This window comes from Pseudomonas savastanoi, assembly GCF_020917325.1.
Lineage (GTDB): Bacteria > Pseudomonadota > Gammaproteobacteria > Pseudomonadales > Pseudomonadaceae > Aquipseudomonas > Aquipseudomonas amygdali.
Genome location: NZ_CP076652.1, coordinates 2,872,812 through 2,891,298, shown reverse-complemented (window position 1 = coordinate 2,891,298; position 18,487 = coordinate 2,872,812). Strand labels below are relative to the sequence as shown.

The 18,487-nt window shown below is 61.5% G+C and carries 2 protein-coding genes (1 of these 2 running past the window's edge); both read right to left on the bottom strand.

The annotated features are described in order from the left end of the window. A protein-coding gene (locus tag KP808_RS12465) for a non-ribosomal peptide synthetase (RefSeq protein ID WP_230018715.1) crosses the window boundary here: on the bottom strand, positions 1–8,993 show its 5' portion. It extends 8,794 nt beyond the left edge of the window; the window shows 8,993 of its 17,787 coding nt (coding positions 1–8,993); it begins with the start codon at positions 8,991–8,993; its stop codon lies beyond the left edge, outside the window. Next, entirely contained in the window at positions 8,990–18,487 is a 9,498-nt protein-coding gene (locus KP808_RS12460; RefSeq protein WP_230018713.1) for a non-ribosomal peptide synthetase, read from the bottom strand. Before KP808_RS12460 ends, KP808_RS12465 begins: the two co-directional genes overlap by 4 nt.

Sequence of the window (18,487 nt, the reverse complement as noted above, 5' to 3'; positions counted from 1 at the left end):
GTCAGGCGCTGATGAGCGTCGAGCACGTAAACACTGGTGTTGCCGATGGGTCGACCGATAGGCACGTACTCGGCCTCATCGGCCAGCGTTCGTACTTGGCAGGCAGTGGCGAAGGTGGTTGTCTCGGTGGGGCCGTAAGCGTTCAGCAGGTGCAGACCCGGTGCCTGGGCAAGCAGTTTGCGGAAGCTGGCCGGGTCTGCGCGCTCTCCGCCTGAAAGCAGCAGGCGCAGACCCCCAAGTGCCTCTGGAATCAGTTGCACGTACTGGTTGAACAGCGCGGTGGTCAAAAACAGCACGCTGACATTGCCCTGACGCAGGGCCGCGCTGAAACGCATCGGGTCAATCAGCGTGGTGTGCTCGATCACCAACAACTGCCCGCCGTTGAGCAATGCACCCCAGACTTCCATGGTGCTTGCATCGAACGCCGGATTGGAGGCAAAAGCGATGCTGTCCTGCTCATTGAAATCGGCATAACCGTTGTTCAATACCAGTCGGGTTATGCCGCGATGGGCGACACGTACGCCTTTTGGCGCCCCCGTCGAACCGGAGGTATACATGACGTAAGCCGCTGTATCAGAGGTCTGTGGCAAGCCCGGATCATGCGCAGGTTGATCGTCGAGAGTCAGGCGGTCCAGATCGATACGCCGCACGGATGAGGCAGTCGACATGGCGCTCTGCGTCAACACGTATTTCGCCATGCAGTCATCGAGCATGTAATTCTGCCGCTCGGCAGGCGCGTTGACGTCCAGTGGTACGTAGGTCGCTGCACATTTACCGATCGCCAACTGGCTGATCACAAGTTCCAGCGAGCGAGGCAGCAGAATCGCTACATGCTCATTGGGCTTCACACCTTGCCCCAGCAGGTAATGGGCCAGGTGGTTGGCACGTTCGTTCAGCTCTCCATAAGTCAGAGAACGGCGGCCATGCACGGCAGCCACTGCATGCGGATGCAGCGCAGCACGGCGCTCAAACAGGCGATGCACGAGCTGCTCGCGAGGGTATTCACGACGGGTGTTGTTGAACGTGGCCGACAACAGCGCGTGTTCAGCCTCCGGCAGCACCGATGATTCGATCAAAGCCGTTTCCGATTGCTGCTCCAGTGCCTGCACCAAATGGACAAGAGCTTGTTGCACATAAGCGCAAATCCGTTGCGGATCAATACCCGGCGCAGTCTGGGCAGTCAGGCTGAACGCATCGCCGAAGTCATCGATACACAGGGTCAGCGGGTAGTTGCTGCGCTCTTCTGCATGCACGACCTCAATCCCTTGCCATGCAGCGTTGCTTGCCTGGTCATCGACCTCAGGCACAGCGCTGTGGCGGTAGTTGAGCAACGTATTGAAAAGCGGCGCGCCAGCCGGCAAGGCGCTGCATCGCTGGGCCAGTGCCAACTGAGCATGCTCGTGGGTGAGCATGCCGACCAGACGAGCGTGCAGGTCGAGCACCGCACTGCGCGCGCAATGCCCGCCCAGGTCCATGCGCAGCGGCAAGGTGTTGATAAACACACCCAAGGCACGCTCGCCGCCTTCGCCACCGCGCAGCCGTCCAAGCAGTACGGTGCCGAATACCACGCTGTCGCGCCCGGACAACTGCCCCAGGACCTGAGCCCAGGCCAGGTGCATCAAAGTAGCGGCGCTGACGCTCAGTTGCCTTGCCTGATCACGAACCTGATGGCACAGGTCGATGTCCAGTGTGAGTCGGGCCTCGCCAGGAATCTGATCTTCCGATGCCATTACCAGGCCGTAAGGCAGGGTCGGCTCATCGACATCGCCCAACTGCTCGCGGAAGAACGCTTCATGGGCCTCGTCGCCAGGCCCTTGGAGGACGTGGGCGATGTAATTTCGGTACGGCACGGGCGCTGCGAGCGACGCTTCGTTGCCCAGCAGTACGGCCTGCAATTCGTGGCTCAGTACATCAAGGGCAATATGGTCCATGATCACATGGTGGTAACGCAGAACCGCCGCAATCCTGTGGTTGGCGGGGTCATGGGCATAGACCAGATGCATCAGCGGAGCCTGAGTAAGGTCCATGCGTGGAGCATTGAAAAGGTCGTGCAACGCTGTCTCTTGAACGTGCATGGGAGCCTGACGCCAGACCACCTGCACCGGCGTTTGCAAACCTTCCCAGAACAACGCGGTGCGCAGCACATCGTTGCGTTCGATCACCCGCTGCAATGCATCGCAGAAAGCGTCCAGCCGCGATACGTCGGCGAACGCAAACTGCGGCTGCAACAGATAGGGATCGCTGTCCCCGGCGGTCAGGTGGTGGTAAAGAATGCCTGTCTGCAAGGGGCCCAGCGGATAAATATCCTGCACATTGGCGGCACCGCCCGGCACCTTCGCGACGATACGGTCGATGGCTGGCTGATCCAGCGCTACTAATGGCAGCAGTTCGGGTGTAATGCGCTGGCAGTGCGCATCGATCAGGTTGGCCGGCACTTTGACTTCAGTGTCGCGACCGACGGCGTCAGCCAGTGCTGCCAGTGTTGGCTGAACAAACAGAACACGAATGTCGGCACGCATGTCCAGACGACGCATACGCGCAATCAGGGTCACAGCCAGCAATGAGTGGCCGCCCAGTTCAAAGAAGTTATCCTGACGCCCAACCTGCTCCACATGCAGCAATTCGGCCCAGAGGCTGGCCAGGGCGATTTCGATCGTACCCTGCGGCGCTTCATAGGCTCGGCTGGCGATACTGTCGCGATCCGGTGCCGGCAAACTTTTGCGGTCCAGTTTGCCGTTCGCCGTGACTGGCAGGCTGGCCAGCCTTACAAAAGCCGCAGGCACCATGTATTCGGGCAGCAGCCCCGACAGCCAGGCACGCAACTGCTCGATATCCAGCCCGGTTTTATCTTCACCGCAGGTGTAATAGCCAACCAGTCGTTTGTCGCCCGGCACATCCTCGCGTGCCACTACCACCGCGTCGATGACATCCGGATGATCGTTCAGGCGAGACGCGATCTCACCCAGCTCAATACGGAAACCGCGAATCTTGACCTGTTCGTCGTTACGGCCCATGTATTCCAGGCTACCGTCTGCCATCCACCGTCCAAGGTCGCCGGTACGGTACATGCGCGCATCCGGTGCAGTGCTGAACGGGTTGTCGAGGAAACGTTCGGCCGTGAGCGCTTCACGGTTCAGATAACCCCGCGCCACACCGGCACCGCCAACATACAGTTCGCCGACCACGCCTACCGGCACCGGCTCGCCGCGGGCGTCGAGGACATACATCTGCAAATCGGGAATACGCTTGCCGATAGGACTGGCACCGACACGCATGGCGTCTTCGGGCTGCAACGGGTAATAGGTCACATGCACCGTGGTTTCGGTGATGCCGTACATGTTCACCAGCTGTGTTGCGGCGTTCACGTTGCGGGCATACCACGGCTTGAGCATCGCTGTTTCCAGTGCTTCACCGCCGAAAATCACCTGGCGCAGCGAGTGCGCCTGCTCGTTCTCGCTTTGGGCAGCGATCAGTTGCCGGAACGCGCTCGGCGTCTGGTTGAGCACCGTAACTCCTGCGCTGCACAGCAGGTTGTAGAAGTCTTCCGGGGAGCGGCTGACCAGTTGCGGCACGATCAACAAACGTCCGCCGTGCAGCAATGCGCCCCAGATTTCCCACACCGAGAAGTCGAAGGCGAACGAATGGAACAGTGCCCAGACATCCTGTTCGTTGAAACCGAACCAGTCTTCGGTGGCCGAAAACAGTCGTGCAACGTTGCGGTGTTCGATCATCACACCCTTGGGCTGACCGGTTGAGCCAGAGGTGTAGATGATATAAGCCAGGCTTGTGGGCTTTACCGGCACCTGCGGATTAGAGGCGGACTCGTCCTGCAAATCGGCATCGTCGAGACTGATTACCGGCACATCTGACACCGGCAGGGCGTGCTGCACTGACCGCTGACTCAACAACGCCACTGGCGCGCTGTCGCCGAGGCTGTAGGCCAAACGCTCGAGTGGGTAAGCCGGGTCCAGTGGCACATAGGCGCCACCGGCCTTGAGAATGCCCAGCAGGCCCGCGATCATTTGCAGACTGCGTTGCGTGCAGATGGCAACACGGTCATCCACACTGATGCCCATGCCGATCAGGCGATGTGCAATTTTATTGGCCTGGGCGTTGAGTGTCGCGTAGCTCCAGGATGTATCCTCGAACGTCACGGCAATCGCATCCGGCGTGCGCTGCACTTGTGCTTCAAACTGGCTGTGCAGGGTCAGCCCCTGCGGGTAAACCGCATCGGGTGCATTGAAACCGTCGGTCAACTGCCGACGCTCGCTACCCGACAAGAGCGGAATGTGGTTCACGACCGTCTGGCTGTCGGCGACCATGCCGCTCAATATCGCCTCCAGGTAACCCAGATAGCGTTCGATGGTGCTGCGGTCAAACAGCGCTGTCGCATATTCCACGATGCAGCGGAAACCATCGGCGCTGTCGCCGACGCTCAGCGCAAGGTCGAATTTTGCGAAAGCGGCCTGCTCTTCCAGCGGTTCCAGGTGCATGTCGCCCAGTTGCAAATCCAGACCCTGGCTGCCGTCCCAGGTCAGTGATGCCTGGAACAAAGGGCTATGCGAAAGACTGCGGGGCGGTCGCAAGCGCTCCACCACCTGCTCGAAAGGCAGGTCCTGATGGTCCTGCGCTGCCACAACGCGGGCCTTGATGCGGGCCAGAAGCGTCACAGCATCCGGCTCGCCCGAGGTATCGACACGCACGGCCAGGGTATTGACGAACAGACCGATCAGGCCTTCGATTTCGGCATGGCGGCGGTTGGCAACCGGCATGCCGACGACGACTTCCTCCTGGCCGGACAAGCGCGTCAGCAATGCGGCCCAGGCCCCCATGAACAGCATGAACGGTGTCACCGACTGCTCATGGCAGAAGGTCCTGAGGTCGCTGCTCAGGCGCGGATCGAGATCCAGCGTGACACTGGCCCCGGTATAGTCCTGATGCGCAGGCCGTGGACGGTCAGTGGGCAAGGTCAACAGTACCGGCGCACCCGCCAGTGCCTGCTGCCAGTAATCGCCCTGATGGCTCAACCGTTCGGCATCCAGCCAGTTACGTTGCCACACTGCGTAATCGCCATATTGCAGCGTCAGCGCAGGCAGCGGATCATCCTGACCTTGACTGAACGCCTGATAAAGCGCGGTAAGTTCACGGGTCAGAACACCCAGCGACCAGCCATCGGCAACGATGTGGTGTACGGTCAGCAGCAAAACGTGACGGTCTTCAGCCAGGCACAGCAAGCGACCACGAATCGGCAGGTCGCGGTGCAGATCGAAGGGCTGCGCTGCCTCTTCCTTTACTACCGCCTGTAAGGTCCCCGCGTCCTGGCCACGCAAATCCTGCCAGCCAATATCGGGCACTACAGTGACGGACGCCGCCTGCACCCAGGCCTTGTCGTCTTCCTGGCTGAATTGGCTGCGCAGGCTATCGTGGCGGGCGACAATGCGTTCCAGCGCATGCGTCAAGGCACGGCTGTCCAACGGGCCGCTCAGTTTCAGGCCCAATGAGATGTTGTAGGCGCTGTTGGCATCTTCCATTTGCGCCATGAACCAGATGCGCTGCTGAGCAGAAGACAGCGGAACAGGGCCGGTGCGTGGCTGCACGTCGATGGCAGGCAACTGGCTGCGCGCGGCAGCCGTCAGGCAGTGCGCCACCGCGATCAGCGAACTGTCGGCAAACAGGTCGCCAAGGGCAAGCTCAAGTGACAGACGCTGGCGCACCTGAGAAACCATACGCATGGCCAACAGCGAATGGCCACCCAGATCAAAGAACCGGTCATGACGCCCTACCCGCTCGACCTGCAGCAATTCGCTCCAGATGAGGGCCAGTGCGTTCTCCAGATCACCTTGCGGTGCCTGGTATTCCCCGGTCGACAGCGCATCGCGGTCGGGGACTGGCAATGCACGGCGGTCGACCTTGCCGTTGGCCGTCAGTGGCCAGCTTTCCAGTCGTACCAATGCGCCGGGCACCATATAACCCGGCAGGCGGGCCAGCAGCGCGGTACGCAATTGCTCTACTGTGGTGGTGGGAGCGTCTGCACGTTCAGTGAAGTAACCCACCAGCCGTGGTTGCCCCGGCTCATCTTCGCGAGCCAGGACCAGCGCTTCCTCGATGCCTGGCAATTGGCCGAGCTGGCTTTCTATTTCACCCAGTTCAATGCGCACGCCACGAATCTTCACCTGGTCGTCGTTACGGCCCAGGTACTCCAGCGTGCCATCTGCGTTCCAGCGCGCCAGGTCGCCGGTGCGGTACATGCGCGCCTGTGGTTGTCCGGAGAAAGGGTCGCGCAGAAAGCGCTCAGCAGTCAGTTGCGGCTGATTCAGGTAACCGCGAGCGACACTGTCGCCGCCAATGTACAGCTCGCCTGCCACACCCAGCGGGACCAGTTGCTGGCGGTTATCCAGCAAATAAACCGAGCTATTGGCGATGGGCTTGCCGATGTCCAGGCTGCCATTGGGGAACAGGCGGCCTGAGGTAGCGACCACCGTGGTCTCGGTCGGGCCATAGTTGTTGATCACTACGAAGCCTGGATCACGATGGAACTGGCGCAGACGGTCGCCGCCGATCAGCAGCGTGCGCAGGGTCGGGTGACGCAGGTTGCGACTGAAGGCGTACTCGGCAACAGGCGTGGGTAGAAATGCGACCTGCAACGGTTGGCTCAACCACCAGTCAAGCAGCGCATCGAGCTGTTCATTGCCGATCTCGGCGGGCGGCAGGTGCAATGTCGCCCCGGCGCACAAGGCTGGCCAGACTTCCCAGGCCATGGCGTCAAAACCAAAACCCGCCACACTGGCGGTGTGACTGCCCGCGCGCAGATCGAAGGCGGCGCGGTGCCAGTCGACCAGATTATTCAGCGTCCGGTGCTCGACCATCACGCCCTTGGGCTGACCGGTCGAACCCGAGGTGTAGATCACGTAGGCGAGATGAGTCGAATTGAGCCCATCGATGTGCGGGTTGCCTGGCTGTTGCGGCCAGTTCGCCAGGTCAAGGTCGATCAGCGGTGCTTCCAGCCCTTGCAACCCTGAAACCCCGTTAAGGCGTTCCACAAATGCCTGTTGCGTCAATACCGCAACCGGTGCGCTGTCAGTCAGCAAATAAGCGATACGCTCATCCGGATGCGCCGGGTCAACCGGTACGTAGCCCGCCCCGGCCTTGAGCACGGCCAGCAAGCCGACCAGCGTCTCCAGACTGCGTCGTGCAACCACGGCAACGCGATCGTCGGGCTGTACGCCGATGCCGATCAAGTGCTGGGCGAGCGCATTGGCGTGCGCGTTCAGTTCGCTGTAACTGAGGCATTGCTCGCCCACTTGCACGGCGATCGCATCAGGCTGTTGCTCTGCCAGGTGTTCGATGCGCTGGTGAATCGTCAGCCGGCGTTCATAGTCGGCCTGCCGATCATTGAAGCCGAGCAGAAGCTGCGCTCGCTCGCTGGCGGGCACGATATCAAGCTGATCGACGGGCATCTGCGGCGTCTGCTCCAGCGCATCGAGCACACTTTCCATGGTCCATTGCATGTAAGCGCAAATGCTTTGCGCACTGATACCTGCGGTGGCTTGTGCGGTAAAGCCAAACGCATCGCCCAGATCATCGACGCTCAGTACCAGCGGGTAGTTGCTGCGCTCCTGAGCATGCAGCACCTCAATGCCCTGCCATGTTTCACCGGAAGCCTGCGCTGGTGAACTGTGGCGATAGTTGAGCAAGGCGTTGAACAACGGCGTCGGCGCTTGCACCCCGCTGCAGCGCTGAGCCAGTGCCAGTGGTGCGTGTTCATGGCGCATCAGTGCGGTCAGACGCTGGTGAGTTGCCCGTACTGCTGCTTGCACGCCTTGATCGTTCAGATCGAGACGCAGCGGCAAGGTGTTGATGAAGATGCCCAGCGCTCGCTCCGTGGCCTCGGCACCCAGCAGGCGCCCCATCAGCACAGTGCCGAAGACAACCCGTGATTGTCCGGCAAGGCCTGCCAGCACCCGTGCCCAGCCGAGGTGAAACAGGCTGGCGACGCTTACTCCCAGGGTCCGCGCCTGAGCGCGCAAACGCTGGCACAGCAGCAGATCAAGCGTGACACTGTGCTCTTCGAGCTCATCGCCGTCACCGCTCAAATCCTGCAGGCTGTAAGCCAGGGTCGGTTCGTCGAGGTCGCCGAGCATGTCGCGGAAGAACGCTTCATGCTGTTCTTCGCTGACGCCCAGCAACGCCTGCCCGACATAGTTGCGGAACGGTACAGGTACACCCAGCAGCCCGGCCTGCCCCGACAGGCACGCCTGTATTTCATGACGCACAACTTCCAGCGCACTGTGGTCCATGGCGATATGGTGGAACAGCAGCGTGGCCTGCACCCCCTGACCTTGCGCCGGCTCATGGCAGACCAGACGCATCAGCGGTGCCTGGCCCAGCACCATGGTTATGCCTTCGGCGCTCGGCGAGGTATCGACCTTGAGTTCAGCGTGACGCCAGACCACTTGCACCGGGGTTTCCAGACCGTTCCAGTGCACTGAGGTGCGCAGAATGTCATGCCGGTTGATGACGGTTTGCAGCGCCTGGGCGAATGCCTTCAGACGCGCCTGATCAGAAAAGGCGAATTGCACCTGCATCACATACGGGTCGCCCTGAGTGGCGGTAACGTGATGGTACAAAATGCCTTGCTGCAGCGGAGCCAGCGGGTAGATGTCCTGCACATTGGCGGCACCTCCCGGTATTGCGTCCAGCAGTTGGTCGATGGTTGCCTGATCAAGCTCCACCAGCGTCAGCATCTGCGCAGTGATTTGCTCGCAGCCCTGAGGGATGCCATTGGCGGGCAACGTCAGTGCGCCGCGTTTGCTGTTCTGGTAGTCGCCTTGTTCGATGAGTTCTATGAGCGCCGGCTTGTGCTCGCGCAGGTGCTCCAGCAGACCGTTTTCGGTCAATGCACGGCGGTTGCCCTGCACTACCAGTTGTCCGTCCTTGACCGTCAGGTGAATAGCGTGAGCTTTGAGTGCCGCCAATAGTTCGTTGATGCTCACAGTATTATCTCCATGCTCTCTGTGATGGCTGCATAGCCTGCCAGCGTAGGTTGTTCGAACAGCGCCCGGACATCGGCCTCGATGCCTTCCTGGCGCAGGCGCGCAGTCAGGTTCACCGCCAGCAGCGAGTGCCCGCCCAGTTCGAAAAAGTTGTCGTGTCGTCCGACTTGCCCGACTCCGAGCAGCTCGCCCCAGAGTCTGGCGAGCAAGGCTTCGGTTTCGCCTTGCGGTGCTTCATAAGGGCGGGTCAGTAGCGCATCGCCGCCCGGCGCAGGCAAAGCCTTGCGGTCCAGCTTGCCGTTGGGGCTCAGCGGCATGGCGTCCAGGTGCACAAACAGTGCCGGCACCATGTAATCCGGCAGTTGCGCACGCAGCACCTCACGCAGTGTCTCGACCGGCAGCGGCGTGCCGGTGTAATAGGCCACCAGCCGCTGGCCGCCCGGGCGCTCGTCGCGAACCAGCACGACGGCCTGTTCAATCCCCGGATGACGGGTCAGGCAGGCTTGAATATCGCCAGGCTCGATACGCAGCCCGTGGATTTTCACCTGATCGTCATTGCGGCCGAGGAACTCGAGGTTGCCATCCGCCCGCTGACGCACAAGATCGCCACTGCGGTACAGCCGGTCGCCCGCCACGAAGGGGCTGTCGATAAAGCGTTCGGCGTCAGCTTGCGGCAGGTTCAGGTAACCACGGGTTACCCCGGCACCACCAATATGCAACTGACCGATAACACCCAAGGGCACAGGCTGGTCATAGGCATCCAGTACATACAACCGCGTGTTGCTGATCGGGCGACCGATAGGCAAAGCACTTTCCGGCACGGCCTGGTCGGGTTCCAGTGTCCAGACACTGCAATCCACCGTGGTTTCGGTCGGGCCATAAACGTTGTGCAGGCGTGCCTGCGGCAGTTGCTTGCGTAACTGCTCGGCCAGGGCGATGGTCAGCTCGCCACCGCCGCAGACGATGTCGGTCAGGCTGAGGCACTGGCTGCTTTGTGGCAGGTCGAGAAACTGCTGCAACAGCACCGGAACAAACTGCACCACGCTGACCTGACGTTCCTGAATCAACTGCGCCAGATACGCAGGATCGCGCTGGCCGTCAGGGCGGGCCAGCACCAGCGGGATACCGCTGCTCAACGGCCAGAAAATCTCCCAGACCGAGGCGTCAAAGCTGATCGGCGTCTTTTGCAACAACGCGCTGGCCGCTGTGGGTGGGCACAGTCGAGAACTCCACTGCACCAGATTGCTGACGTTACGATGCTCGACCATCACCCCTTTGGGCGTGCCGGTGGAGCCCGAGGTGTAAATCACATACGCCAGATGATCCGGCATCAGGCCGGGGACACGCGGGTTATCACCGCGCTGCATGTCCCAGGTCGAGCTGTCCAGGTCGACCCGCAGGGTATGTTCATCGTCGAGCAGATTGCGCGTGCCTGCATGCACCAGCAAAGCCACCGGCGCACTGTCCTTGACCATGTATTGCAGGCGCTCGCGCGGGTAGCCCGGGTCAAGCGGCACGTACGCGCCACCGGCCTTGAGAATGGCCAACAGGCCAACGACCATCGACAGGCCGCGCTCGACACAGATCGCTACGCGATCATCGGGCCGCACACCCACATCGATCAGGTGATGGGCCAGACAGTTGGCCTGTTCGTTGAGCTGTCGATAGCTCAGTTGCGAACGCCCGGCGCGCAGGGCAACAGCCTGCGGCGTGCGCACTGCCTGCGCCTCGAACAACCCTTGCAGGGTTTGTTGAAGATCGTGATGAACCGTCGTAGCGTTGAAGTCGACCAGCGAGCGCTGGCGCTCGTCGGCGTTCAGCACGGAAAGATGCTGCACAGGCAGATCCGGCTGGCATTCAAGCGCATCAACGATGCCTGTCAACGTCTGTTGCACATAACCACAGATACGTTGCGCACCCACTTGAGGTGGCACGGTGACACTCAGGCGCAGGCTATCGCCCAGGTCATCGACGTTGAGGCTCAACGGATAGTTGGTGTGCTTCTCGCTGGCCAGAATCTCCAGACCGCGCCACGCGTCGAGTTGCGCATCCTGACGGGCCTGGCCTGCGGCGTGTCTGTAGTTGAGAATCGCACTGAACAACGGCAAGGGCGCGGCCACCCCGCTCCAGCGTTGGGCCTGAGCCAGAGACGCATGTTCATGACCCAGCAGCGCCGCAAGCCGGGCGTGAGTAGCGCGTGCACTTTCACGTATACCGACGTTACCCAGATCAATTCGCAGCGGCAGTGTATTGATGAACATGCCCATGCCGCGGTCGGCACCCGCACCGCCCTGCAAACGACCCAGCAGGACAGTGCCGAATACCACCCGGTCAGTGCCGGTGGCCGCAGACAGAACGCGCGCCCATGCCAGGTGAAGCAGGCTGGCGACACTGACCCCAAGTTGCCGAGCCTGGCCGCGCAGGCTTTGCAGCAGCGCGTCAGGCAGCACCTGCTGCGCTTGTTCGATGGAGCGGCCGTCACCCTGCACGTCGCGCAGATCGAATGGCAGCGTCGGCGCGTCGATATCGCCCAGTTGCTCGCGGAAGTAAGCTTCGTGCTCCGCTTCGCTGACACCCAGACGCGCCTGCGCCACATAGTTGCGATAAGGCACGGCGGGCTGCATTGGACCGGGTTCGCCGCGCAGATGGGCGAGCATTTCCTCACGCATGACCTCAAGCGCAGTGGCGTCCACCACGATGTGATGGAACATCAGCGTTGCTGAAAGGCCAGAGCCCGTCTCGTCCGGGCAATAAGCCAGGCGAATCAGCGGCGCGCAGCTCAGGTTCAAGCGTGCCGAGCCTGCGGGCGCATCGATTTGCGCTAACGATACACGCTCGACAAGCAGATCAGCCTGACGCCAGACGACCTGTTGCGGCGTGTCGAGTCCTTCCCAGACGATTGCCGTGCGCAGGCTGTCATGTCGGGCAATGACCTTGCGCAGCGCGTCGGCCACCGCCGCCAGGCGCTCCGGGCTGTCGACGTTGATGCGCAATTGCAGCAAGTACGGGTCGCCCTGCTCGGCGGTCAGGTGGTGATAAAGAATGCCTTCCTGCAACGGTGCCAGCGGGTAGATCTCCTGCACGTTGGCCGCGCCGCCAGGCACCGTGGCGACTATACGCTCGATGGTCGTCTGATCGAGCTGTGTCAGGCTGAGCAGATCCGGCGTGATGTGTGTGCAACCGGCTGGAACGCGGTTGGCAGGCGCAGAAATTTCACGGCCTTTGCCTACCGATGCGGCCAGAGCGGCAACGGTCGGCTGGCCGAGCAGCACCCGTACATCGACGCTGAGGCCCGCATTGCGCAGGCGCTCGACCAGGCTGACCGCCAACAGCGAATGACCGCCCAGTTCAAAGAAGTTGTCGTGCCGTCCGACTTTCTCCAGACCCAGCACCTGCGCCCAGAGACCGGCCATGATGGTCTCTGTTTCGCCTTGCGGTGCCTCGTAGGCCTGCCCGCTCAGTTCTTCCAGTTCAGGGTCCGGCAAGGCACGGCGATCCAGCTTGCCATGACTGGTCAAGGGCAGCGTGTCCAGGCGTGTAAAGGCCAGCGGCACCATGTGCGCGGGAAGGTGCGCGCGCAGCGCTTCACGCAGGACATCGGGGGTGACAGGTGAGTTTTCGGTAAACCAGGCCAGCAAACGTTCGCCGCGCACCAGCACCACGGCATCCTGGACCTGCGCCTGACTGGCCAGGGTCGCCTCGATTTCGCCGAGTTCGATACGCATGCCGCGAATTTTCACCTGATCATCGTTGCGCCCCAGGTAATCCAGACTGCCATCGGCGTTCCAGCGCACCAGGTCGCCGCTGCGATACATACGTGCCTGCGCCTTGTCGCTGAACGGGTCGGCAATAAAACGCTCTTCGGTCATCTGCGGCCGGTTCAGATAGCCCCGTGCAACCCCTGCTCCGCCGATGTACAGCTCGCCGATGACACCCACCGGTACGGGCTGTAACTGCCCGTCCAGTACGTAAACACGGGTATTGGCAATCGGGCCGCCGATGTGCAGTGCGCCACCCGGCTTTACCACGCCCGAGGTGGCCACCACGGTGGTTTCGGTCGGGCCATAGTTGTTGACCACGGCGAACCCCGGGTCGCTGTCAAACTGACGCAAACGGTCGCCGCCGATCAGCAGCGTGCGCAGCGTCGGGTGCTGACGAGGGCGTCTGAATGCCTGTTCAGCCACCGGAGTCGGCAGGAAACTGACCTGAAGTGGCTGTTCCAGCCACCAGTCGAGCAACTCATCCACGTGTTCGTTGCCGACCTGTGCCGGCGGCAGATGCAGCACGGCACCGGCACACAATGCGGGCCACACTTCCCAGGCCATCGCGTCAAACCCGAAACCTGCCACGCTCGCCGTATGACTGCCAGCCTGCAGGTCAAACGCCTGGCAATGCCAGTGGACCAGGTTGACCAGCGTGCAATGTTCAACCATGACGCCTTTGGGCTGGCCGGTTGAACCGGAGGTGTAGATGACGTAAGCCAGATTATGCTCATCAAAGCCCGCTACCGACGGGTTGCTGGCGCACGCCTCAAGCCAGTTGATCTGCTCGATGTTCAACTGCGCTGTATTGCCCGCCAGATCGCGCGTCGAGTCTTCGGTCAGGACCACGCGAGGTGCGCTGTCCTCCAGCAGGTAAGCAATTCGCTCCGCCGGGTAGACCGGATCTACCGGCACGTAGGCAGCTCCGGCCTTGAGCACCGCCAGCATGGCGACCAGCCGCTGCGGGCCACGGTGCAGGCACAACGCGACCCGTTCATCTGCTGTGACACCCAGGCCGATAAGATGGTGAGCCAGGCGATTGGCTCGCTCGTTCAGCTGTGCGTAAGTCAGGACGTTGCCGCCCTGAATCACCGCAGGACTGTCGGGGCGGCTGGCTGCCTGCGCTTCGATCAGCTCATTCACCGTGCAATGCTGCGCAAAGCCCTGTTCGCTATCGTTGAAATCGAGCAGCAAATGGCTGCGCTCTTCGGCGTCGAGAATCGAAACGTTTTCCAGCTTCAGTGGCCGCGCCTCTTCCAGCGTCTCCAGCAAATGCGCCAGCGTATTGAGCACCCAGCCAGCGATGCGCTCGGCGCCCATGCCTTGCAGCGCCAAGACATGCAGGTCGAAGCCTTCGCCCAGATCGTCCACGCTGAGCGTCAGCGGGTAGTTGCTGCGCACATCGCCGCCGAGCACCCGCACGCCTTGCCAGAGACCTTCACCGTCCTGTGGCTTTACGTCAGCACTGTGGCGGTAATTGAGCAGTGCGCTGAACAGCGGCGAACCTGATGCAACGGCACTGCAGCCTTGAGCGAGCACCAGCGAAGCCTGTTCATGAGCGATCAGTGCAGACAGCTTCGAATGGACGGCTTTGACGGCCGCCCGAGTGGTCAGCGCCGTATCGACCCGCAGCGGCAGGGTATTGATGAATACGCCAAGCGCCTGATCAGCCCCCTCGCCACTCATGCGCCCCAACAATACGGTGCCGAACACCACGTCCCGACGATTGGCCAGCACCCCGAGGACCCGCGCCCAGGCAAGATGCATCAGGCTTGCAGCGCTCACACCGAGTTGCCGCGCCTGTTCGCGCAGTCGCAGGGCAAGGGCGTGATCAAGTGACCGTCGATCCTCCTCGATGCCACTGCCGTCGGCACGCACGTCCTGTATGCCAAACGGCAAGGTCGGCTCTTCGACATCACCAAGCATTTCACTGAAAAACGCGCTGTGACCGGCCTCATCGCTGGCCAGCCGCACTTGCGCTACATAATTGCGATAAGGCACCGGCACTCTGAGGTCAGAACGCTGGCCGAACAGCAACGTCTGCATCTCGCGGCTGACAATTTCCATCGCGGTGTTATCAAGAACCAGATGATGGAACAGCAAAATGGCGACTGTTTCTCCGCTTGCCGGCTCATGGGCATGCACCAGACGCATCAACGGTGCCTGTGACAGGTCCAGTCGATGGTGGCGGGCGTCAAAGCGCCTTTGCAGGCGGTCGATGACCGCCATTTCTGTTTCTTCGGCATCGAACTCGATAGCCTGCACGGTCAGTTCGGCGTTGCGCCAGACCACTTGTTGCGGACTTTCCAGCCCTTCCCAGGCCACCGAGGTGCGCAGAATGTCGTGCCGGTCGATAACGTGCTGCAACGCATCGGCCCACGCGCACAGACGCTGCGGCGTGTCGAATGCCAGACGCCATTGCAACAGGTACGGATCGCCCTGCTCGGCGGTCAGATGGTGATAAAGAATGCCTTCCTGCAACGGTGCCAGCGGGTAGATTTCCTGCACGTTGGCCGCGCCGCCCGGTACGCTGGCGACAATCCGATCAATGGCCGATTGTTCAAGCGAAACCAGGCTCAACATCTGCGGTGTGATCCGGGTGCACCCTGGCGGGATAAGGTTTGCAGGTGCCTTGAATGCCTGAGCATCGTTTTGCCAAGCGGCCAGAGCAGCCAGTGTCGGCTGGCTGAGCAGCGCATGCACATCTGCCGTCAGCCCCGCCTTGCGCAGTTGCTCGACCAGGTTCACGGCCAGCAATGAATGACCGCCCAATTCGAAGAAGTTATCGTGTCGCCCTACCCGCTCCACACCCAGCACTTGCGCCCAGATGGCCGCCATGGCGATTTCCACCTCGCTCTGAGGGGCCTCGTAAGCTTGACCCAGCAGGTACGCCGGGTCCGGGTCAGGCAGTGCGCGACGGTCAAGCTTGCCGTTGGCCGTCAACGGCAGTGCGGCCAGACGCGTGAACGCGCGCGGCACCATGTAACCCGGCAGTCGTGCTCGCATTGCAGGGGTCAGTGCGTCGGTGTCGACCGCAGACGTTTCAGTGAACCAGGCCAGCAGGTGCAAGTCGCGAATCAGTACCACCGCATCCTTGACACCCTCCAGGCTGGCCAGCATCGCCTCGATTTCTCCCAGCTCGATGCGCATGCCACGAATCTTCACCTGATCATCGTTGCGCCCCAGGTAATCCAGGGTCCCGTCGGCGTTCCAGCGCACCAGATCACCACTGCGGTACATACGCGCTTGTTCGACATTGCTGAACGGGTCGGCGACAAACCGCTCTTCGGTCAATTGCGGCTGGTTCAGGTAACCGCGCGCAACGCCTGCACCACCGATGTAAAGCTCACCGGGAACGCCCACGGGCATCGGTTGCAACTGCTCATCGAGCACGTAAACCTGCGTGTTGGCGATGGGGCCGCCGATGTGCAGCGAGCCATTGGCCAGTACCTGGCCCGAGGTGGCGACTACCGTTGTTTCGGTCGGACCATAATTGTTGACCACGGCATAACGGCGGTTATGAACGAATTGACGAAGGCGGTCGCCGCCGATCAGCAGAGTGCGCAGGGTCGGGTGTTCTTCGTCCTGACTGAAGGCGTACTCAGCCACTGGGGTCGGAAGGAAGCTGACGTCCAATGGCTGGGCACGCCACCAGTTCAACATCGCTTCAATGTCCTCCCCGCCTTCCTGAACCGGGGCCAGATGCAGGGTTGCGCCCGCGCACAGGGTCGGCCAGACCTCCCAGGCCATCGCATCGAAGCCGAAGCCGGCGAGGCTGGACGTATGACTGCCCGCCTTCACGTCGAACGCATCGCAATGCCAGTCAACCAGATTGGCCAGCGTACGATGCTCCACCATCACGCCTTTCGGCTGGCCGGTGGAGCCCGATGTGTAGATCACGTAAACCAGATTGTCACTGCTCAGCCCCGCCACCTGCGGATTGTTGTCGGGCCCCTGACTGTCTGGGCAGTGGTCCAGCTCGATCAGCGGCATTGCCAGCGGTGGCAGACGGTCGATCAGCGTTGATAGCGTCAACACCACCACCGGCGCACTGTCGCTGAGCAGGTAATGCAAACGTTCGCGTGGGTGTGACGGGTCGATGGGCACATAGGCAGCGCCCGCCTTGAGGACCGCCAACAGCCCGACCAGGGTTTCCAGGCTACGGCGGGAAACGATGGCAACGCGGTCGTCAGGTCGGACGCCCTGGTAGATGAGGCGCTGAGCCAGCGCATTGGCCTGCCGGTTGAGTTGCGCGTAGGTCAGGTGTTGCCCCTGATAAACCGCTGCCACCGCATATGGGCGGGTCCGTGCCTGTTGCTCGATGCGTCGATGAATCAATTGCTCTTCGGCAGCATTTTTTTCAGTCTGATTCCAGGCCTGTATCTGCAATTGCTCAGCTGGCGCTGAAATGTGGAAGTCTTGAAGCTTGAGCGTCGGGTTTTCAAGGCCCTGCTCCAGTATGTGTAGCAGACGCCCGGCGATGGCCTGGGCCTCGGTATCTTCGATCCAGGCGCGATGGTGGACCAGATGCAGCGCTGCATCGTCGTTGTAGCTGTTGGTGCGCAAGTGGATGGCCAGCGGCGTCGCCTCATAGCCATTGGAGACTTTTACCGTGTGTGCCTCAGCCTCGCCGTAGCAGTAACCGTGGTCTTCCAGCTCGTAGGACACCGAGACTTCGAACAACTGCGCGCGCTCCTCGCGGGATAACTCCAGGCTGCGATTGAGCTCGCTCAGGGGGAAACGTTGATGACGGAAGTCGCGTTTCAGCGCGTCACGTACCTCGACCACCAGAGCACCGAAGTCCAGCCCGTCGGCGAAGGCCATGCGCACCGCACTGACCTGGGCGAAGTGACCAAGGGTGGCCTTGAAGCGCGCGCCGTTGCGGTTGAGTAACGGCAAGCCCACAATCCATTCTTCGCGTTGCGCCGTACGCGTGAAATAGACATGCAGAACCGCCAGCAACACATGAAACGCCGAAGCATTGTGGCGCTCGGCAAATTGCTTCATACGCGCATGCAATGCCTGGGGAAGTGCCTGCACCCAGGCATGGGACGGCGCCGGGTCTGTCGCTCGGCGGTTGTGATAGCGCGATACCAGCAACGGTTCCGGCAGGTTACGGTATTTTTCCAGCCAATAGGCCTTGTCCAGCGAATAGCGCTTCGACGCATGGTACTGCGCATCGTCAGCAATGAAGGCGCGGTAGCCTGGCGCACTGAGCTCAAGGCGCTCACCTGCCATCAATGCGCTGTAAAGCTCGCCAAGGGACTTGAACAACTGGCCGAAGCCCCAACCATCAAGAATAAGATGGTGGGCCTGGCCCACCAGCCAGTGCTGATCCTGGGCAAGACGGATCAGGCGGAAATCGATCAACGGGCTGCCATCCAGTGCGTATGGAAGCCGCATGTGGTCATTGACCAGCGCTCGCGCTGCACGGGTCGGCTCGGGGTGATCACTGAAGTCGTGTAACGGTAGGGTCAGCGGCATGACAGCAGCGTATGACTGAAGCGGCAAGCCATCCGCCCCTGCTCCCGGCATCAGCACTGTGCGCAGGCTTTCGTGAGCGGCAACCAGTTGTTCCAGCGCTCGATGCAGATTCGCCGGGTCAACCGGCCCGGTCAGTTGCAGGTAGCCGCCGATGTTGTAAAGCGGAGAATCGCCACGGCTGATCTGGTCAAGCCAGATATCACGCTGAGCAGCGGTCAGAGGGAAAGTTTCAGCGGCTGAGGCAAACAT

Coding starts and splice junctions, on each gene's coding strand:
- KP808_RS12460 (WP_230018713.1), bottom strand. CDS start 18,487: ATGTTTGCCTCAGCCGCTGAAACTTTCCCTCTGACCGCTGCTCAGCGT.